This window comes from Mucilaginibacter lappiensis, from assembly GCF_900155965.1.
Classification (GTDB): Bacteria; Bacteroidota; Bacteroidia; order Sphingobacteriales; family Sphingobacteriaceae; genus Mucilaginibacter; species Mucilaginibacter lappiensis.
On record NZ_FTMG01000017.1, the window covers coordinates 1 to 21,131 of the forward strand.

At 41.5% G+C, this 21,131-nt stretch carries 17 protein-coding genes; 7 read left to right on the top strand and 10 right to left on the bottom strand.

Annotated features, from left to right (window positions below; translation table 11 throughout):
- From BW976_RS23900 to BW976_RS23910, 3 genes are all read left to right on the top strand, one after another.
- Positions 1 to 309 (top strand): transposase (locus BW976_RS23900; RefSeq protein ID WP_139332414.1); only part of this gene is annotated, 309 nt, incomplete at its 5' end.
- 351 nt (positions 310 to 660) lie between these two features.
- Positions 661 to 2,742: a vWA domain-containing protein gene (locus BW976_RS23905; protein ID WP_076377297.1), complete on the top strand. Its 2,082-nt coding sequence runs from the start codon at positions 661 to 663 to the stop codon at positions 2,740 to 2,742.
- Positions 2,743 to 3,033: 291 nt separating this feature from the next.
- Positions 3,034 to 4,200, top strand: a complete 1,167-nt coding sequence (locus BW976_RS23910) for an acyltransferase family protein (protein WP_076377299.1) — start codon at positions 3,034 to 3,036, stop codon at positions 4,198 to 4,200.
- Positions 4,201 to 4,656: 456 nt separating this feature from the next.
- On the opposite strand, the gene BW976_RS23915 is transcribed toward BW976_RS23910, so the two are convergent.
- The 6 genes from BW976_RS23915 to BW976_RS23940 all read right to left on the bottom strand — a co-directional run bounded on the left by BW976_RS23915 (position 4,657) and on the right by BW976_RS23940 (position 10,174).
- Positions 4,657 to 4,956: an FtsB family cell division protein gene (locus BW976_RS23915; RefSeq protein WP_076377582.1), complete on the bottom strand. Its 300-nt coding sequence runs from the start codon at positions 4,954 to 4,956 to the stop codon at positions 4,657 to 4,659.
- Between the two features lie 182 nt (positions 4,957 to 5,138).
- Entirely contained in the window at positions 5,139 to 6,518 is a 1,380-nt protein-coding gene (locus BW976_RS23920; protein WP_076377301.1) for a DEAD/DEAH box helicase, read from the bottom strand.
- A gap of 475 nt (positions 6,519 to 6,993) precedes the next feature.
- Complete coding sequence (lspA, locus tag BW976_RS23925; RefSeq protein WP_076377303.1) at positions 6,994 to 7,536, bottom strand: signal peptidase II; 543 nt, start codon at positions 7,534 to 7,536, stop codon at positions 6,994 to 6,996.
- Between the two features lie 60 nt (positions 7,537 to 7,596).
- Positions 7,597 to 7,917, bottom strand: coding sequence for a DUF7683 domain-containing protein (locus BW976_RS23930; protein ID WP_076377305.1), 321 nt, complete (start codon positions 7,915 to 7,917; stop codon positions 7,597 to 7,599).
- Positions 7,918 to 7,976: 59 nt separating this feature from the next.
- Entirely contained in the window at positions 7,977 to 9,272 is a 1,296-nt protein-coding gene (eno, locus tag BW976_RS23935) for a phosphopyruvate hydratase (protein WP_076377307.1), read from the bottom strand.
- A gap of 167 nt (positions 9,273 to 9,439) precedes the next feature.
- Complete coding sequence (locus tag BW976_RS23940) at positions 9,440 to 10,174, bottom strand: DUF2490 domain-containing protein (protein WP_076377309.1); 735 nt, start codon at positions 10,172 to 10,174, stop codon at positions 9,440 to 9,442.
- A 156-nt stretch (positions 10,175 to 10,330) separates the two neighbouring features.
- On the opposite strand from BW976_RS23940, the gene BW976_RS23945 reads away from it, so the two are divergent.
- Entirely contained in the window at positions 10,331 to 11,836 is a 1,506-nt protein-coding gene (locus BW976_RS23945) for a serine hydrolase domain-containing protein (protein WP_076377311.1), read from the top strand.
- A 19-nt stretch (positions 11,837 to 11,855) separates the two neighbouring features.
- Here BW976_RS23945 and BW976_RS23950 read toward each other — a convergent pair whose 3' ends face one another.
- The 3 genes from BW976_RS23950 to BW976_RS23960 all read right to left on the bottom strand — a co-directional run bounded on the left by BW976_RS23950 (position 11,856) and on the right by BW976_RS23960 (position 15,468).
- Positions 11,856 to 13,349 (bottom strand): nicotinate-nucleotide adenylyltransferase, encoded by a 1,494-nt coding sequence (locus BW976_RS23950; RefSeq protein WP_076377313.1) that lies wholly within the window; start codon positions 13,347 to 13,349, stop codon positions 11,856 to 11,858.
- 180 nt (positions 13,350 to 13,529) lie between these two features.
- Positions 13,530 to 14,627, bottom strand: a complete 1,098-nt coding sequence (locus BW976_RS23955; protein WP_076377315.1) for an ABC transporter permease — start codon at positions 14,625 to 14,627, stop codon at positions 13,530 to 13,532.
- 76 nt (positions 14,628 to 14,703) lie between these two features.
- Positions 14,704 to 15,468: an ABC transporter ATP-binding protein gene (locus BW976_RS23960; protein ID WP_076377317.1), complete on the bottom strand. Its 765-nt coding sequence runs from the start codon at positions 15,466 to 15,468 to the stop codon at positions 14,704 to 14,706.
- 596 nt (positions 15,469 to 16,064) lie between these two features.
- On the opposite strand from BW976_RS23960, the gene BW976_RS23965 reads away from it, so the two are divergent.
- The gene (locus BW976_RS23965; RefSeq protein WP_084192337.1) at positions 16,065 to 17,369 is read left to right on the top strand and encodes a dicarboxylate/amino acid:cation symporter; all 1,305 of its coding nucleotides are present in this window, start codon (positions 16,065 to 16,067) and stop codon (positions 17,367 to 17,369) included.
- A gap of 350 nt (positions 17,370 to 17,719) precedes the next feature.
- On the opposite strand, the gene BW976_RS23970 is transcribed toward BW976_RS23965, so the two are convergent.
- Positions 17,720 to 18,634: a C1 family peptidase gene (locus BW976_RS23970; RefSeq protein ID WP_076377319.1), complete on the bottom strand. Its 915-nt coding sequence runs from the start codon at positions 18,632 to 18,634 to the stop codon at positions 17,720 to 17,722.
- An 802-nt stretch (positions 18,635 to 19,436) separates the two neighbouring features.
- Between BW976_RS23970 and sucD the strand changes: the two genes are divergently transcribed.
- Both sucD and BW976_RS23980 read left to right on the top strand, forming a co-directional pair.
- A complete protein-coding gene (gene sucD / locus BW976_RS23975) occupies positions 19,437 to 20,315 on the top strand; it encodes a succinate--CoA ligase subunit alpha (protein WP_076377321.1) in 879 nt (292 codons plus the stop codon).
- A gap of 188 nt (positions 20,316 to 20,503) precedes the next feature.
- Entirely contained in the window at positions 20,504 to 20,902 is a 399-nt protein-coding gene (locus tag BW976_RS23980) for a (R)-mandelonitrile lyase (protein WP_076377323.1), read from the top strand.
- The last annotated feature ends 229 nt before the right edge of the window (positions 20,903 to 21,131 follow it).

The window sequence follows — 21,131 nt, forward strand, 5'->3', positions numbered from 1 at the left end:
ACTCCTAAACAATACGCTTGTTATGCCGGCGTAGCACCTTTTGTGGAAGAATCAGGTATATTCAAAGGGAAAGGCAGAGTATCACACATGGCAAATAAAAAAGTAAAAACACTTTTACATATGTCGGCCATTGTCGCTATACAATACAACCAAGATCTGAAACAATATTATCAGCGAAAAGTAAACGAGCAAAAGAAGAATAAAATGAGTGTGATCAACGCCGTTAGAAACAAACTTATACTAAGAATATTTGCCTGCGTTAATCACAACTCACACTATGAAAATAATTATCAAAATTTACTTGCATAGATCATAGAAATCGAAGTTTTTGAAACTTCGTAAATCTCAAATCACACAAAAGTGGGTTTACATGTTTTTTCAAAAAAAATACATAATTAATTGATTATCAAATATATAAATCAATGTTAACCATAAATTGTGTAAACAATGTAAACCCACTTTTTGTTAATTGAGTCAATCCAACCCCAGACTATACATCAATTCGTGATTGAGTATCCGGATAGATCAAAGAAAAAAGAGGTGGATCATAATTTATGCAGCCTCATCAATTTTAAAAGGTATTCCCCGCATTTCACAATAATTTCGCATTTTGCAGCTGAACGTAATACGTATTACGTTATACTTACAACGTAAAATAAAATGTTTTCAATAACCTGGGGGTCAGTTTCCGGATGGTGGGTGCCTGTTTGTTTAATACTCGGCATAGTATATGCCTGGCTATTATACCGGCAACCGGTTAATCTGGGTAAAAATTTCAGGTTGTGGTTAGCCGTTCTTCGTGCGCTGGTGGTGTTTATCATCGCTATGCTACTGGTTTCGCCGCTGGTGAAAACCATTAAATATGATCCGCAGAAACCTTTGGTGCTTATCGCTCAGGATAATTCATCCTCCATCAATACATTTAAACCTGCCGGTTTTAATTCCACTCAATTCGTAAGCGATCTGGCTAAACTCAAACAACAGCTGGGCGATAAATATGATGTGCAGGAATTTAATTTTAGCAAAGACCTGGCTAATGGCCTGTCCGATAAATTCAATGGTAAACAAACTGATATTGCAGGAGCCTTGCAACAACTCAATAACCGCTTTGTAAACCAAAATATTGGCGCCCTGATTTTAGCCACCGATGGTTTGTACAACCAGGGTAACGATCCGCAGTACGAAGCTAAAAACATCAAAACCAGTATTTATACCATTGCGCTGGGCGATACCGTTGCCAAACGCGACCTGCTTATCGGTAACGTTAATTATAACAAAACCGCCTTTTTGGGTAACGATTTTGAAATAGAGGTTTTAGCCGCGGCTTACCAAAGCAAAGCCGAGAATATACATCTTACGGTTACCGAAGACGCCAAACAGGTATTCACCCAAACCATCCCCGTTACTTCGGCCGACTTTAAAAAGACTATTCCCATCAAATTAACTGCTAATAAAAAGGGACTGAGGAAATATAATATCAGCATTGCCCCGGTTAAAAACGAACTGTCTACCCAAAACAATACCGAAACCATTTATGTGGATGTGCTGGATGCCCGCCAAAATGTGCTGGTGGTGTACCGCAGTCCGCATCCGGATATTACCGTGATTAAACAGGCCATTGAAACCAACAAAAACTTCGATGTAAAAACCACACTGCTCACGGATATTGCCGGTATTAAACTTTCGGATTACAGTCTGATTATCCTTTACCAGATCCCGGCGGGAGAATACGCGCCACTAAGAAACTTTATTGCCAAAAGCAAAACGCCAGTTTGGTATATGTTGGGTTCGCAAACCGATCTGCAAGCTTTTAATGCTGAGCAAAACAGCGTCAAGATCAGCGCGGGCCGTTCCGAATTGCAGGAGGTGCTGGCCCTGCCCGAAACCGGCTTTTCGGCCTTTACCCTGTCCGACTCAGCTCGTAAAAAAATAGCCGTAATGCCGCCTTTGCTGGCACCTTTTGGCAGCTACGGCACAGCCGCCAATACCGCTGTGTTGTTAAAACAAAAAATTGGCGCGATAGCTACCACCTATCCCCTGCTGGCTTTTGCCGATAATGCCGGACACCGCACTGCTATACTCGCCGGCGAGGGTTTATGGCGCTGGCAACTGGCCGAATACCAGAACTACGGCAATCGCAACACTACCGATGAACTGCTGAGCCAAACCGTGCAGTATTTAACCGCCAATGCCAACCGCCAACGCTTCCGGGTGTACCCAGCCCGTAACGTTTTTGACGAGGGCGAAAATGTGATCCTGAACGCTGAACTCTATAACGATGCCCTGGAGCTGATCAATACGCCCGATGTTAGAATCGAACTAAAAAACCAGGCAGGTAAAAATTATAGTTTCTTGTTTAGCCGCAGCGGGCAAAGCTACCAGTTGGATGCCGGTACACTGCCCATTGGCGAGTACAGTTATAATGCCACTACCCAGAATGGAACCCAACGCTTTAGCGCCAGCGGACAATTGACCGTAAAACCGCTTAATCTGGAAACCCGTCAAAGCGCTGCCAATCATCAGCTGCTAAACACCATAGCCAAACAAAGCGGCGGTCAGATGCTACACCCCAACCAGATCAATCAGCTTGCTGATCTCATCCGCAAGAACGACAACATCAAAACCGTTGTTTACCAAGACAAACACTACAGCGACATCATTGATGTAAAATGGATATTTGTACTGATACTCCTATTACTATCCGGCGAATGGTTTTTACGCAAGCGGGAAGGCGAGGTTTAGGGTAGGTACAGAAGCAAGAGATAAGACAGTAGCCAATGTTATTGGAGCTTGTCATTAGTTTTATCACTGAACCATAATTAATAAGAAGTTTGTCATTTCGAACGAGGTACGAGGAGAAATCTTCTGCGACTGAAGATTTGTATTAAGCAGAAGATTTCTCTTTCGCACAACGCTCATACCTACCCAAGCTCTATCGAAATGACAAACTTTTTTTATAGAAATAGCTAACATCCCCTATTATTCTTGCTGTTTATTCAATAAATTACGACTTAAATTCCCCAATCACATTTCATGTCAGACACTAGCACCGCCAGCATATCCGATAAACATAAATTATTGGGTTTAGATCATTTACGGGCCTTGGCTATTACCTATGTTCTGCTGTTTCATTATCAACTGTTCGGGCATCCGGAATGGGTAAGTAAGATCGGCGGCTTTGGCTGGACGGGTGTCGACCTGTTTTTTGTTTTAAGCGGATTTTTGATCGCCGGGCAGCTTTTTAATACCATCAAAAAAGGCAAAGTCATCAATGTGCGCGAGTTTTTCGCCAAACGTTTTTTCCGGATCATTCCACCTTACCTGGTAGTGCTGCTATTATATACCGTCATTCCATCCCTGCGTGAGCGGGAACACATGGCCCCAATCTGGAAATACCTCACTTTTACCCTAAATTTTGGTTTAGATCTGAAAACCACCGGCACCTTTACCCACGCCTGGTCGTTATGCGTGGAGGAGCAGTTTTATTTAATACTGCCTTTAACCTTTTGGCTGCTCAACTATTTTAAAGCGGGTAAAAAAGCCATTTACATCCTCGCGGGATTGTTTATTGCCGGTTTTGTGATCAGGTACACCGGCTGGCACTATTTTGCAGAGCCGCACATCGCCGAAGATGATTTTGGAGCGATATGGCACCAGGTGATTTACTACCCTACCTACAACCGCTTAGACGGATTACTTATCGGTGTGAGCATTGCCGGCGCCTATACTTTTTATCCGCGCGTAAAAGAAATAGCAAACAGGTATAATCACCTTCTGATGCTACTGGGCTTGGTAGTTTTAATAGCCGCTTATTTTGTTTGCTCACCGAATGAAAGCTTAATCAGCACCATCTGGGGTTTTCCCCTGGTTTCGCTGGGGTATGGATTAATTTTGGCAGCCATCGTTTGTCCTTTCAATTTCTTATATCGCCGCCAATCTGCCATTACGGCTCAATTGGCCACCCTATCCTATAGCATCTATCTTTCGCACAAACTGGTGATCCATCTTACCCAAAGTCTGCTCCAAAAAACCGGTATCGACAAAAACAGCAACCTGATGATGCTTTGCTGCCTCCTCAGCACTATCGCAAGTGCATTGATACTAAGATACACTATCGAAAAGCCATCCCTGAGAGTTAGGGATAAGTTATTACATCGCTGGAGACATAGTAAGAAGCACGCGGTTGTGGAGGTGGTATGATGGAAATAAAACTGCAAAATAAGTATATTAGAAATAAAGAGCTCAAGCCCAGTGCGATTCCCTCCCAACGGGCTACCGTGTGGACACATCTTTTTGAAAAATGTCATTTCGAACGAACAAGCGTGGGCTCGCGCCTGGAGTGAGGAGAAATCTTCTGCGCTATACGTGTTTGGTATGCAAAGTTCGTATCAGTCGCAGAAGATTTCTCCTCGTTCCTCGTTCGAAATGACACCTCTATTTGTTTAATTTAACTATAATGAGGACTTTTTAATCAAAAAAAGATGTGTCCACACAGTAGCCCGTTGGGAGGGAATCGCGCAGGGCTACACTTTTTGACTATCCCTTATCGTTCCAACACCCAGTTTTCGAATTTCAATTTCATATAGAAAGCGCTGGGTAAAACCCACCGCTTTCTATATCTTAATTCTTGACTCTTATCTCTTGGTTCTAAAAACCCTATTTCTCCTTTTTCTCGTGCACGATCACATAAACGTCCTCATTGTCTTTTTTCATGAGGTATTTTTCGCGGGCAAATTTTTCGAGTTTTTGGGGGTTCGAGGTTAGTTCGTCCAATTCTTTGGTTACCTGGTCGATCTCTTTTTTATAAAAATCGCGTTCTTGTTTTAGCTTATTTACCTGGCGGCGATATTCGTACTGCGAAAACAGATCGTTTTTGTCGAAGAATATCATCCACACTAAAAAAGCCATGGTAACCAGAAAAAACTTATTCTTTACCAGGTTAATGAGGCGTTTCATGGATATTGGCTCTATAAATTTCATTTAAAGCTATTTAAAAAATTGTAGAGGTACAAATATGCTTATTAACTTATTAACAATAGAATTGCTTGTTAGTTGATTGGGTTCTACTTCAATAAACTACGTATTAACGGTTCATCTAAGTTAACTCAATCAATAACTCACTTAATCAACCAATCAACTTAATGCCTGTTTCCGCCTGATGAGCGACTGGCTCCGCTCATGCCGCTTCCGCCGCCTGGTTTATTACTGCCACCGCGACTGTTGCCACCACCCGAACGGTTACCACCACCTGAACGATTGCCGCCTCCACCATTACCGCCACGACGTTTGTTACCACCACCGCTCCGGCCTGATGACCCGTTACGTAAGTTGGCATTAGCCGTTCCTTTTTTGGCGCCAAGGCCGGCAGCTATAGCTACAGGACTAAGCGGGTAAGGGTGCCCTTCTTCCACAGGGATCTCTTTAGCTATCAGCTTATGGATGTCTTTTAAAAATTCTATTTCATCTTCATCGCAAAAAGAAAGCGCGATACCACTTGCTCCCGCACGACCGGTACGGCCAATACGGTGTACATAGGTTTCGGGGATGTTAGGGATCTCGTAGTTGATTACGTGGGTCAGCTCGTCGATATCAATACCACGGGCCGCAATATCGGTAGCGATTAGTACACGTGTTGTGCGATTTTTGAAATTGCTAAGAGCCCGCTGACGCGCGTTTTGTGATTTATTGCCGTGGATGGCCTCGGCAGTAATACCGGCGCGCACCAGATCCTTCACCACCTTATCGGCACCGTGTTTGGTACGGGTAAATACCAGGGCGGTTTTTATGTTTTTATCTTTCAGGATATGGATCAGCAATGATTTTTTATCGTTTTTATCTACATAAAAAAGCGACTGCTGTATGGTATCGGCAGTGGAAGATACCGGGGTAACTTCTATTCTTTCGGGATCAGACAAAATGCTATCCGCCAGTTGCTGTATCTCTTTAGGCATGGTTGCCGAAAAGAACAGGGTTTGCCTTTTAGCAGGTATTTTAGTGATGATTTTTTTAACATCATGCACAAATCCCATGTCCAGCATACGGTCGGCCTCATCCAGGATCAGCATTTTTACATGCTCCAGGTGTACGTAACGTTGGTTCACCAGGTCGAGCAAACGACCCGGGGTGGCTATCAGAATATCCACACCGCGCCTTAAAGCGTCAACCTGCGGGTTTTGTGAAACACCGCCAAAAATAACCAGGTTTTTTAAGCCGGTATGTTTACCATAAGCAGTAAAGCTTTCGGCAATTTGTATAGCCAGTTCGCGGGTTGGTGTAAGAATAAGCGCCTTAATGGTCTTTTGCTCCTTATGCTGTATTCTATCTTCATGCAACAATTGCAAAATAGGTAGCGCGAAGGCAGCGGTTTTACCGGTACCGGTTTGAGCGCAGCCTAAAAGGTCGCGTCGTTGCAATACAATAGGTATAGCTTGCGCCTGTATAGGGGTTGGTGAGGTATATCCCTCTGTTTTTAAAGCCTTTAATAAGGGCTCAATTAAATTTAAATTTTCGAATGACATGTAATGATTGTAATGTGTATGTGCTATCGCCAAAGCATAAGCGGGTCTGAAGAGTTTCGGTGATCAAAACCGTAAGCGATTATGTAATCTTTTTTGCAAAGATACGCTTTTTATTGAAGATGCTAACAAATGTGCGGATGTGCAAATTTCAAATGTGCAGATGACTCAAATATCTCCTTTTGTTTTCGTATATTTGTATACATAGCAGCCCGGGTTTCTGAAAAAAGGAAATTCGGGCTGTTTAGTTAAGGGATAAAAGGGTCAAAAATCGACCATTTATCAGATAGCTATTTGACAATCAATAAATTAATACTTTTTAAACCTTTCAAAACCCATCAAAAATTTGTTAAAAAGTGTTAAAATGGCGTTAAAATTTAGTTAAAGTGGCCAAAAGTGAAGTATTTTTAGCCTGTTTTGACTAAAAAAGTGTTAAAATTTAAGGTTTAAAAAGTTTTTAGGTAACCCAGGGGTTAAATTAAACCGCCACTTTTTCGGGATTATTTTCGGACTTTTTATTTTTGGATCCCCTGTCATTTAAAAACGACTGGAGTAATAACAGACCCACTCCTATCATGATGGAAACATCGGCTACATTGAACACCCCTGTTTTAAACCAGGGATATTTGATAAGCATAAAATCGGTTACACCGCCATAAACCCAACGGTCGTAAAGGTTACCCATACCACCGGCAAGTACCAGCAGAATACCCAGCACAGTTAGTTTATGCAGGTTGGTTTTGATAACGATATAAGCCAGGCCAAATAACAGTACCGCTGCCGGCATTAGCGTGAGAAGCATAAATCGCCAGGGGTTACCTAATGAATCACCCAGACTTAAAAAAGCGCCGGTATTTTCAACCCGGGTAATGAGGTAATGAAGATTATTTTTGAAAGGCAGTATCTCTTCGTAATAGCGAAAGTTATGGCGTATATAGTTCTTGGAGATTCTATCTAAACCGATATCAGCAACCAGGATCAATACTATGACCAGGCCCCTCAAAACCCATTTCTTGTTCATTAATGTGTTCGTATATGTGTTAGGTAATAACGTAGGTGGTGTGGTTAAATTATTGGGAGGCTACTGCTTAGGAAGTGGATATTCGCCCATGAAACCCTTATCACGTTTGGTTTGCTCCCAGTTATTGGTATAGGCTGCCAGCCAGTAATCGTACTTGTCAAAATCAAATTCCAAGGTGGTATATGGTTTTAAAAAAGTAGCGTCGACAGGCTCCAACTGATAGGTATCAAATATGGGATCGTCGGCATCGGCCTCAAAATAGTTTTGCAGGATGGACAGCTCCATAGGCCTAAGCTCAGCTTCGCCAGCTAAGGATTCGTCGGCTTTATTAAAGTACTGTATTTCCCGTTTTAACCATTCGGGCTGTTTGTTCTTTCCCATCTATACCAATTAAAAAAGAGCCACCTGTTTTTAAGCAGATGGCTCTTTGATAAGTTGAATTATTTTTTGTAGAATTTGAAATTCTTACCTATGAATTTTGCATTGCTACCCAATTCTTCTTCAATGCGTAATAACTGGTTGTATTTCGCGATCCTGTCTGAACGTGAAGCTGAACCGGTTTTGATCTGACCGCAATTTAAAGCTACAGCAAGATCGGCGATGGTTGCATCTTCAGTTTCGCCGGAGCGATGGCTCATTACAGAAGTGTAGCCATTAGTTTGAGCTAAGCTTACCGCGTTGATAGTTTCTGTTAATGAACCTATCTGGTTTACTTTTACCAGGATAGAGTTAGCAATACCTTCGGTGATACCTTTTTGTAAACGTGTGGTGTTGGTTACAAACAAATCATCACCCACTAATTGTACTTTGGCACCTAATTTTTCGGTTAATAATTTCCAGCCAGCCCAATCATCTTCGTGCATACCATCTTCAATGGAAATTACAGGGTATTTAGATGCTAATTCGGCCAAATATTCTACCTGCTCGGCGCTGGTGCGGATGGCACCTTTTTCGCCTTCAAACTTGGTATAATCGTATTTACCATCTTTGTAAAACTCAGATGCGGCACAATCAAACGCAAGGAAAATATCCTCACCGGCCTTGTAACCTGCTTTTTCAATAGCTTTTAAAACGGTTTCAACAGCATCTTCGGTGCTATCAAAGGTTGGTGCGAAACCACCTTCGTCACCGACTGCGGTAGAAAGACCACGGTCATGCAGGATCTTTTTCAGGTTATGGAATACTTCGGTACCCCAACGCAATGCTTCAGAAAAAGATGGCGCGCCAACCGGCATGATCATAAATTCCTGGAACGCGATAGGCGCATCAGAGTGAGAACCACCGTTGATGATGTTCATCATTGGGATAGGTAAAGTATTGGCGTTTACACCACCAATGTAGCGGTATAAAGGCTGACGGCTTTCCTGAGCTGCTGCTTTGGCAACGGCCAAAGAAACACCTAGAATAGCGTTAGCGCCAAGTTTGCCTTTGTTTTCGGTACCGTCAATCTCGATCATGATGGCATCGATAGCATTTTGTTCAAAAACATCAATGCCTTTCAATTCTGGGGCAATAATTTCATTTACGTTGGCAACGGCTTTTAAAACACCTTTGCCCATGTATTTTGATTTATCGTTATCGCGAAGTTCAACAGCTTCGTGCGCACCGGTTGATGCACCTGAAGGTACAGCAGCACGACCTAAAGCGCCGTTCTCGGTTAAAACTTCTACCTCCACAGTGGGGTTACCGCGCGAATCTAAGATCTGGCGGGCGTGTACGTCAATTATTAAGCTCATATTTTATTGTCAGATATTTGTAATTTGTAAACCGCGGGCTAAGTTAACAGCAAATTCAGGAAATCGCAAAAAAGAGTTCAGATATTAGAGTCAAGAATCAAGATGAGAAAAAATGATTATTAGGTAAGGCTTTTCCTAACTCTTGATTCTAACATCTTGACTCTTAATTAATCTGTTGTTGTAGGTACATGCTCGCGCTGACCGGCCCCCTTGCGATTGATGCGGTACATGACCATCAGCAGGATATTATTTTTACCGCTGCTTTGGGTGGCCGTATAATTACGCTGATTTATCCAGCCGGCCTGCGCTATCCATGAACTGTCAAACTGGTAACCCAATGCCGCCGAAATCCTGTTACGTTCAAAATTTGGAGCTTTATTATTGAAGAATACTTCATCAAAAACAGAGATGAACCAGGTTTTAGCTATAATTTTTGTATTATTTAAAGGCACAAACATGTTTAATCTATATCTGAAACGGTTACGATAGCCGCCGTTAACCCAGCGTTGTTCTATACGGTAACGGTGTTCAAACTTAAGGCGATATAGGAACTGGTTAACCGTCATTTGCTCCCATAACCTGAATTCGTTGGTATTGGGGCCGCTGCCCAGATCGGCAAAGTCATAAGTGTGATAAGTGCCTGTACCTAATAATGCGGTAAAGTCTTTGTTGATATCATAGCTCACGCCTGCTTTGGCTTCGTAGTATTGAAACTGACTGAAAGGGCCATTGGTACGCACTTGCAATTCGGAATAACCACCCCATTTGTGACTGCTGTCGCCAGGGAGCACAACCGTAGCAATTCCCCATGTTCCTACTTTGGAATCCTGGGCATGAGCACGAAATGAATGTGCTGTTAACAGCACGAAAATTACAACTATTACAATAGGGGCTTTTAACATCTTACGCAGGTTTATTACCGCAAAGATATTTCCACAATATTACCCAAATGTTAATTTTAAGATATTTAATGTTATGATAATGTTAAGTGATTCGGAATTAAATTTATCAATCAATTCTTGTCACGTTAATATGATAAAATAAGTCTTATTAATGCCATGAAAAAATTCCTTTTCCTTATCCTGACAACTGTCGTTTATAGTTATGCAAACGCGCAAGCCCTCTCAAAGAGATTAGATAGCCTGTTTAATGGTCAATTTACTGCAGGACAAATAAATGGCAATGTACTGGTGGCAGACCATGGTAAGGTGATATATAAAAAATCTTTTGGTTATGCAGATATTGCGAATAAGATATTAAATACTGATCATTCGGCTTTTTTTCTGGCCTCGGTTTCAAAAACTATTACCTCCACGGCTGTTTTGCAGTTAGTTCAAAAAAAGAAGATCCAATTGAATGAGCCTTACAAAAAGTATTTTCCAAATTTCCCATACGCTGATGTTACCATCAAGAATTTACTTTCGCACACCTCCGGCTTACCAAGGGATATGGAAGATGTTTTTGACACAGTTTTAAAGGTACAGCCACAAAAAAAATTTGGTTATCACGACATCATACCAGCTTTACAACAATACCCCAAACCTTTGGCTTTTAAACCTGGCGACCAATATAGTTATTCAAATATTAACTATAATTTACTGGCATTATTGGTTGAAAAAACATCAAACATGCCATTTGATGCCTATCTTAAAAAGTACATTTTTACTCCAGCAGGCATGACCGAAACCTATTTAAGCAGTCCGCAATTACCGCAAAAAAGTGATGTTACTCATCGTTACCTGTATCCAAAACATTACTCTCCTCATTTAAAACTGACAGATTCCATTCCTGAAATTGCTAACATATATAAGAATTACACTATATTCTGGGGACAAGGAAATGTAATCAGTACAACAACCGATCTGCTAAAGTTTGACCAAGCTTTGTATAATAACAAGCTTGTAAGTGCCAAAATACTGGACGAAGCATTTAAACCAACAATATTAAACAACAAACAAGAGGTTGTAGCCGGCGGCGGGGTTTCATACGGTTTAGGATGGTTTATATTAAAGGTCAAACCCTCTGAAAAAATTGTTTTACATACCGGAGCTATACAGGGGTTAAGGAGCGTATTTATACGAAATCTGACTAAGCAACAGACTGTAATTATTTTAGATAATGCCCAAAGTGGTACAAATTTTATAACCGCATCAAACGCGATCAGCATTTTAGATAATACCCCGCAGGAGAAGGTCAAAATATCCGTTGCGGATAAATATGCCAAAATCCTGTTTGAATCTGGTAGCGATGTTGCAGCAAGCCGTTTAATTCAAATGCAGGCTGATACAGTTCATTATAGGTATAGTGCTCATGAAATGGATTTCATTGCCAACGAATTGCTTAATGATTCCTATACTGATAAAGCTTTGGAAGCCTTAAAGGTTAATTTATTATTAAACCCAACCAATCCCGACATGTACAACAGCTACGGCAAAGCACTAAATAAAGCAGGTAAAAAGACTGAAGCAATATTGATTTATAAAAGAGCTCTTAAACTGAAACCGGATAACAAAGAAGCACAAGAGGCGTTATCCAAGTTAGAAAAGGATTCATCGCATAACTAACCTTGAGAGATGTACGCGTTTAGGCAATATCCTTCACTGTTCCAGAGTCTTCATTTGCAGCGGGTAAGTCTTGTTTAGCTTCATCTGCCGTTACTGGATAGCCAAATAAATGCCTTTCTTTAATTATCGTAGCTACCTCAGCCGGTACATATTCTTCCCATCCGGTTGCTCCCTGTTTAATGAGCTGTAATACATTATCAGTCTCAACATTCAAGTTATTTTCGTTATAGTGCCTGATATCTTCAATTTTATTATTGGCTATCAGGTATCTGAATAGGTCGATCAAATGTGGGGGCAGCGAAAATTTCAGGCAATTCCAGATTATTCCATCGCGTAAAGTAGGATAGATAAATAGCTTTACTTTACGGCTAAACAAGGTGGCAAATGACTCGAGGATACCACCCGGCAGATCCTGGTAGTGTTCTTCCGAGAAAATGTATTCCAGGTTAGGGTAACCTAGTACCACGCCCATTTTTAACTTGGTGATCTTGGATAAATAAGCTACCAGCTTATAATACTCGTGAAAGTTAGAGATCAATACCGTTTGCCCCAGTGAGCAAAGAATATCTACACGGTCAAGAAAATCTTTTTCATCAATCTCGGCGTTGAGATCGGCATCCCGTTCTTTTAATGATTGCAGCGTAAGTTCGGTAACAACAATCACATTACTTTTATCTACGTCAGGTTCCTGTAGAAATTGCTTAACGCCCTGAGTTAGCATATCGATATGCACATTGATAACCGGACGGAAACGACCGCGTATCACTACAGCATGTTTTTTATATAATGCCTCTGTAGGTTGCAGATTTTTACCATCAGGGCCAAATACAGCAGCGTCGGAAAAGCCAAACTTAACCAAATGCAGACTCATCAAACGATTATCAACCTTTGTAAAATCGGGCCCTTCAAAACTGATCATATCAATCTGGATACGATCTCTGGACAGGTTATCTATCAGCGAAAGTAAAAACACAGGGGCTATTTCATGATAATAGAAACAGGCATATATCAGGTTAACACCCAATATACCCGCGGCCTGCTGCTGCAGGATATTATCATTATCCAACAGTTTTACGTGAATCACCACATCATTAAACTCGCCGTTAGGCTCTAACTGGAAGCGAACCCCCATCCAGCCGTGCCCCTCGTTTGTTTTATGATAGTTGAGAGCAGAGAAGGTGTCAGAAAAAGCAAAGAAAGTTGTATTATCGCCACGCAAGGCGGCCAAGCGCTCGATCAGCAGACCATACTCATGATCAAGCATGGATATCAACCGCGATTCGCTTACATAGCGGCGTGTTTGCTGTACCCCATAAATAGCATCAGAAAAAATCATGTCGTAAGCCGACATAGTTTTGGCTATGGTACCCGATGAGGCACCGGCTTTGAAAAAATTGGCAGCTACCTCCTGGCCCGCACCAATTTCGGCAAAGGAACCATAAATTGAGGGGTCGAGGTTAATGGCAAGCGCTTTTTGTTTTGTCCCAATATCCTTATTATGAACGATATTCATAAGCTACAATTATTTATAGTTTACTGCTGCCAGTATGATGATCTGAAATACAGTTCAAAAATACGATTTTTTAAAGAATACAGCGGAAAATTGATAAACAAAGCAAGAAATCGACTTTTATTTTTCGTTCTTGAGATTTTACATTAAGGAAGCATTATCACTATGTTAACGACACTCTTTTTATTCCCATTTAAAGGTTTTAACGGCAACAGCGTATATAATTACAAACCAGATTAACAATATAAACAGCTGGTGGGTTACATCGCCTAAACCAACTCCTTCAAAGGCAACCTTACGCATAGCGTTGTTCAAATGAGTTAACGGCAGCACATTGCTGATACCCTGTAGCCATTTAGGAAATGCCGTAACCGAAAAGAATGTGCCCGACAGCAAAAACTGTGGCAGGGTTATAATGTTGGATAACGGAGGCACGGTACTTTCATTTTTGGCGATGCCTGATATGGTAAAGCCAAAACCCATAAAAATAATAAGCCCAATAGCCGAAAGCACCAGCATATTAAGCACGGTAGTTACACCATGTACCAGGGTAAAACCAAACATGTAGTGGCCAACCAGGATAATAAAAAGGGAACCTAATAAAGAGAACGTCATCCTGGCTAATGCCTCACCCAATACAATACTATAACGCTTAACCGGCGTAGCAAAAAAACGTTTGATCACCAGAGTTAAACGTAAGCTCAGGAACACAAACGCAGTACCAAATACACCACTGCTCAACAATGAGAAACCTAACTGCCCGGGTAATATAAAATCAATGTATTTATACTCACGGCCCTGTATAGTCGTTTCCCTGATCTCGGCTACCGGCGGGGTATTGATCTGCGCATTGTTATTAATGTTGTAATAAATATTGCTGAGTACCGACCGCAGGATATTCCCTTTTTCGGCAGATGCCTTGGTGTATTCTACATTAACCGTAAATGGTGGCCTCGTGTTGTTTTTTTGTATGTTGATAATAGCATCAATACTCCCTTTTGAAAGGTTCATGTTCATCTCCTCGGTCGACTGATCCTTAACCAGGTGAACCACTTTCACGTTTTTTAGCGCCTGGTAAACCGGGCTAATGGTATCGCAGGTTTTGGCCACCCCTACATCAACCGTAACACCGCCGCCGCCGATATTGGCAAAAACAATAATAAATATCAAAGGGAAAGCCAACGTAAATACCACCGCCGAAGGGCTGCGCAGTATCGACCGGAAACTGGCTTTAGCTATAGCCAATGTTGCTTTTGTATTGCTGTATGGTTTTGGGTTCATTTCAATTTAGTCATTAGGTCATTCGTCGTTGGCGTCATTGAGTCATTTTTTTAACTGCAAACTATTACCCGGGCTCCTACCCTTCCCGCCATTCTTTGCCGGTGAGGTTTATAAATACATCTTCCAGGTTGGCCAGCTTTACTTGCTTTTTGCGCTCGAAGCCCGATGCTACCAGTTGATCAATAAAATGATCGGGGGTATCGATACCAATGATATAACCGCCATCAACAAAGGCTACACGGTCACATAAAACTTCGGCCTCATCCATATAGTGAGTGGTGATTACCACGGTAGTGCCCTGGTCACGGATCTCACGGATCAGATCCCACAAATTACGGCGGGCCTGGGGGTCAAGACCGGTTGTAGGCTCATCCAAAAAAATGATCCTTGGGTTATTAATCAGTGTTGTAGCAATAGAAAAGCGTTGCTTTTGCCCTCCTGAAAGGTCTTTATATTTAGCTTTTGCCTTGTCGGTGAGCGCCACTTTTTCCAGCATTTCCATGGGGCTTTTATCGATGCCGTATAAGCCCGAGAATAGCGTGATCAGTTCTGATAGATTTAGATTGGGATAATAGCCTGCCGCCTGCAATTGTACGCCAATGCGTTTTTTGATGCTATCGGTATCGGTTTCAATATCAAAGCCATCAACAATAATGCGGCCCGATGTTTTTTCGCGCAGGGTTTCAATGATCTCGAGGGTGGTGGTTTTACCGGCACCGTTTGGGCCCAGTAAACCAAAAATTTCGCCCTCATATACTTCAAAACTAATGCCTTTTACGGCTGCAAAGTCGCCATAGTTTTTCACCAGGTCATTTACAGTGATGATGGGTTGTTTTGTCATAGGGTAAAAATGCATTACTATAATGAAATAACCATGAGTTTTATTTTTATCCCGAAAATTTTACAGCTCCGGGAGTTTATTACTTTATCAGGTGACCAATAGAGTGCCACAATGCTTCGGCATGATGGGCGGCTTTCATAACCAGGTGAATAATTTGTATGGCGAGTAAAGTTTTCATAATGTGACGATTTTATGGTTCAAATGTGCTAACAGAATATGTTTTGGAGTAGTGCTTTTAGGTAAAGGCGGCTAAACTTCCGGTAAACGGCGGAAAATTACCGATGAATGCGTTTACTTTAGCCAATTATTGGCCCGGCATCCTCAGGTACTTTTTCAGGTAAATAAATTAGCCACCAGTTGTGTAAACAGCGGCGAATGTTCCTGTAGATAAACTATTAATGATATAATGGGAGTAGATAAAATTTTCATAGCAATGTTGTTTTTTCTTCAAAATTGCTGTGTGGAAGCTATAGTAACCAAAGCTTTTTGACCAGATGCCGGAAAATTTCGGTGAACGGCAGAAAATTACGGGTGAAGATTTTCGCCGGTAATACAACCATATTGGTATCCTGAACCTAAAACCGTATCATTGAATAATGAAACGATTTTTCTCTAACCTCACCGTCCAGGTACTTATTGCTATTGCTTTGGGCATTGTTGTGGGCCTGAATTTCAAACAATTCGGACCAACGGCCGAGATGATCAGCAAAATGTTCATCAGCCTGATCACAATGCTGATAGCCCCGATCATATTTTTTACCATCGTACTCGGTATAGCTGGCATGAGCGATATGAAGAAGGTTGGCCGTGTAGGCGGCAAGGCTCTCCTTTATTTTGAGATCGTGACCTCTTTCGCGCTCATTATCGGCGTTACAGTAGCCAACATTCTTAAACCGGGCGCGGGCTTTGTGCGGCAAGGTACTGTTGACGCCAGTAAGATTGTGGTGTACGAAAAGGCTGCTGCTGAAATGCATTGGGGTGATTTCTTCGCACACATTATACCCTCCAACGCTTTTGAGGCTTTTGCTAAAGGCGATATTTTACAGATCCTGTTTTTTGCGGTACTATTTGGTTACGGCCTGAGTTTGATGGGCGAAAGCGGGCAACCTGTAATACAACTATTTGATAAGCTGTCAAAAGTATTCTTCAATGTGATGAAGATTGTGATGAAGGTGGCCCCTATTGGCGCCTTTGGGGGCATGGCCTTTACCATCAGCAAGTATGGTTTAAAAACATTAAAACCATTGGCTTTGCTCATGGGCTCGGTTTACCTCACCATGTTCCTGTTTATTTTTGTGGTGCTTAACCTCATCTGTTACCTGTTTAAGTTTAGCTTGTGGAAATATCTGAAGCATATTAAAGAAGAGATCCTTATCGTGTTGGGAACCTCCTCCTCCGAATCGGCTCTACCGGGTATGATGAACAAGATGGAAACTTTCGGCTGCTCCAAATCAGTAGTAGGCTTGGTGATCCCCACGGGGTATTCTTTTAATTTAGATGGTACTACCATATACCTGTCTATGTGTGTTATATTCCTTGCCCAGGTTTTCAATATCCCTTTATCCTTATTCCAGGAGCTCACCATTATCGGCATCCTCATGGTTACCTCTAAAGGCGCGGCAGGCGTAACTGGCAGCGGGTTCATTGTGTTAACCAGTACCCTAACAGCCATCAAGGTGATCCCCGTTGAGGGGGTAGCGATACTGCTGGGGGTAGATCGTTTTATGTCCGAAGCGCGGGCTATCACTAACGTGATAGGCAACGGGGTAGCCACTATTGTTATCGCCAAGAGCGAGAAAGAGTTTACACCACAACCGGATAAAAATGACGATGATGAAGGCACAGCCGATTTTTTAAAAGGAGCGGCAAAGTTTTTAACTACTTTCCGGGGCGGTAATTAAATTAGATAATAACAGAAGAGCAAATGCTAAAATAAACTTTTTAAACCTTGAATTTTAACACTTTTCTGGCCGAAAATGGATGAAAATGACTCAAAAACCGCTCGAAAAACCCTCATTTTAACACTTTTTAACAAATTCCAACACAATTTTGAGCGGTTTTTGAAACTTTAAAAAGTATTAATTTATTGACTGTCAAATAACTATATAAAAATTGACCAATTTTTGGCTTATATTGCTCTTAATTAAAACGGCCCGTTTCTCCTTTTATCAGAGAAACGGGCCGTGGTATCCTTAAAGTTACGAAAATTTTGTGGTAAAATCAAATTTACCCAATAGCTTATAGCAAGCTGTTATTTTGGCTGAGCCACATAAAGCTCAATACCTAATTTTGATTGCGTAAATACGCTATAATCAAGCCACATACATCCCGGATTTTGCGCATCCCCGCCTGATGTGCCCCATGAGTTCTGGATAAGAACAGCATTTTTGGCATCACTATACCCAATGATACAGATAGCATGCCCTCCTAAAAGTGAGCCACTGGTTTTCTTGTAAACCGTGCCGTTGTCAAAGGCTGTTTCAAAACTGTCATATACATTAAAGCCCATTTCTACAGGCAGGTTCATGCTTAACGCGTTCTTGATGTCGGCAACGGTTGAGATAGCAGCATAACTGCTTACATTTTTGTCTGTAGCAGCGCTGGCATTAACGGAAGAAGAAGGAGCCTGACATGGCGATCCGAGGCTGGCATCTAGGTTGGCGGCTGGCACTCCGTAATTTTGTAAAATATCCAGCCCGCCTGTTACATACATCCCGTCGTCGGTGTCACAATCGTTATTAGCCGAGTGATCCTTTTGGTACACGTACCATCCGCTTCTGGGGTTGGATACATTGGCAATGGGAAATTCATTATTTAAGGTCCCCATTAAGGCATATCCTGACGACCAGGATACACAAGTGCCTGTTTGCCCCTGATCGCCGATAGCAGGGTGATTTAGAATTATACTGGCTGGTAAAGATTTAGTGCTATTAACACTAAGCTTGCTTAAATACCCCATCTGAATGAGTTTCGTCCGGATCTGATCCAAATCCGCAACCTGTGTGGCGAGATAAGCTTTTTGATTTAATACGGCTCCTAAACCATGTTTTGGGGTGCTGTTATTATTTGCAGCAGGCGTGCTTTCCGTGCTGTTTTTTTTACACGACCCAAACATAATAAGCATTAATAATAAAGCAGAAAATCCTGATAAAAAGTTCTTTTTCATAATAAATGTAATTTAATGTTAAAAAAAATGAGGTTAATATAATTTGGTTAACTGCAAGGTAATAAACTATTTATCACATAAACAATAGATTTTAATAAATAAAAAATATATTATTATTTATTAAAATCTATCAATTACAAAACAATTTCGACTCATTCATAACAATAACACATTCATTTTCCCACAAAAAACTCCATAAACAACAACAATAACACTTAAAATATCAAAATAACATATACATATATCATTAAAAATCAATGATTTTACATCATTTTATAATTTTTAAACACAATTTAATCTAAAAAACATTTAATAATACGTTTTACCAATACCCAAAATAATTAATTCCCCGAACCCTCCGATTTTATCAAAAAATCAAAAAACGCGTAAAAACACTAAGATCAATTTGAAAGTTGTTGATTTTGTCCGATAATTTGAATCAGATAAACGACATTAAGGAATATACAATTTTACACTAAGTACCAAAATCTAACCATAAATGAGGTCATAGCCATAACCAGCGGCGTCAAATGAATTTTAGGAGTTAAAGGCAGTGAAAAATATTTGAATACAAACTGTATTACTATAATAAATAACGCAGTGTAGAGAACCAGAACGTCTTTTAAACGTGATATAGAAACCGGGGCCGTCAATCCACTTCGGCAAGCTATTTCCGATAATCCAAAAGTCAACTTTATGTTAACAAATAAAATTATTACAGCATGAGCGGTTTGGGCGACTAAATTTAATTTGACTTTATTGTCAATAACTTTAGCTTTGCCGTACTAAACGAAAAAAGCCAATGAGTGTTCTCGTAAATAAAAATTCTAAAGTTATTGTACAGGGTTTCACAGGTAAAGAAGGTACTTACCATGCGGAGCAAATGATTGCTTATGGTACCCAATTGGTTGGGGGTGTTACACCGGGTAAAGGCGGTCAGCAACATCTGGACAGGCCGGTTTTTAATACTGTTAAAGACGCGGTTACTGCTACAGGTGCCGATGTATCTATCATTTTTGTACCTCCGGCTTTTGGTGCTGATGCCATTATGGAAGCTGCCGAAGCTGGTATTAAGGTTATTGTTTGTATCACCGAAGGTATCCCGACTAAGGATATGATCGAGGTAAAAGAATATTTAAGCGATAAGGATTCACGCCTTATTGGCCCTAACTGCCCGGGCATTATTACTGCCGACGAAAGCAAAATTGGCATTATGCCAGGCTTTATCTTCAAAAAAGGTCATGTGGGCGTAGTTTCTAAATCAGGAACTTTAACTTACGAAGCTGTTGACCAGGTGGTTAAAGCTGGTTTAGGTATCACTACCGCTATTGGTATTGGTGGCGACCCGATCATTGGTACACCTACTAAAGAGGCTGTAGAATTATTGATGAACGATCCAGACACGCATGGCATCATCATGATTGGCGAAATTGGCGGTGGCATGGAAGCCGAAGCTGCACATTGGATCAAAGCAAACGGTACTAAACCTGTAGTAGGTTTTATTGCAGGTCAAACTGCCCCTCCGGGACGCCGTATGGGTCATGCCGGTGCCATTGTTGGTGGTGCTGATGATACTGCCGCTGCTAAAATGAAAATTATGGCTGAGTGTGGTATCCGCGTAGTAGCATCACCTGCCGAAATTGGTGCTGCCATGGCTGAAGAGTTGGCTAAATTAGCTTAATCCCCTAACCCCCTGAAGAGGGAACAGGAAAATCATATTTAAAATCCCGGCCAGGTTTGGCCGGGATTTTTTTGTTGTTCTGTTTCATATTCATTAGCCCGCGGCCCGTTTGTGGCTGTACCTTTGTGCTACCTAAAACACTAATGAATGAATTATTGTATACTATTAATATTTAAGGAGATCATTTTATGGAAATTAAACGCAGCGGCTCACAACCGTCGGGTAAAGGCCCCGCAGAATATTTTACCGGAACAGTACGTATTGACCCGCTTTTCAACCCACCGGAGCCTGCACGTGTAGCTATGGCACAGGTAACCTTTGAACCGGGAGCCCGCACGGCATGGCATACGCATCCGCTTGGTCAAACTTTGATTATTACCGCAGGCGCGGGCTGGGTGCAGCGCAAAGGAGGACCGATAGAAAACGTTCACCCCGGAGATGTGGTTTGGTTTGCACCGGGCGAAAAACATTGGCATGGAGCTACGGCTACTACGGCGCTCAGCCACATCGCCATCCAGGAAAAGCAAAATGGTTCGCCTGTTGACTGGATGGAGCAGGTGACAGACGAGCAATATAACAATCAATAAAAATGAGCCAGGGTTATTATTCTGTCCCCTATCATCCCGAACAATGATGAGCGGTCTTTTGCGCACGATAAGTTCCGGCGCAGAAGATCTCTCCTCGTACCTCGTTCGAGATGACATTTTTTGTTTTTTTCTTGCTGATAAAATATCTTTTGTCATGCTGAACGGAGTGAAGCATCTATTCTGCTATTTGCATATTCAACAATAGATCCTTCACTCCGTTCAGGATGAC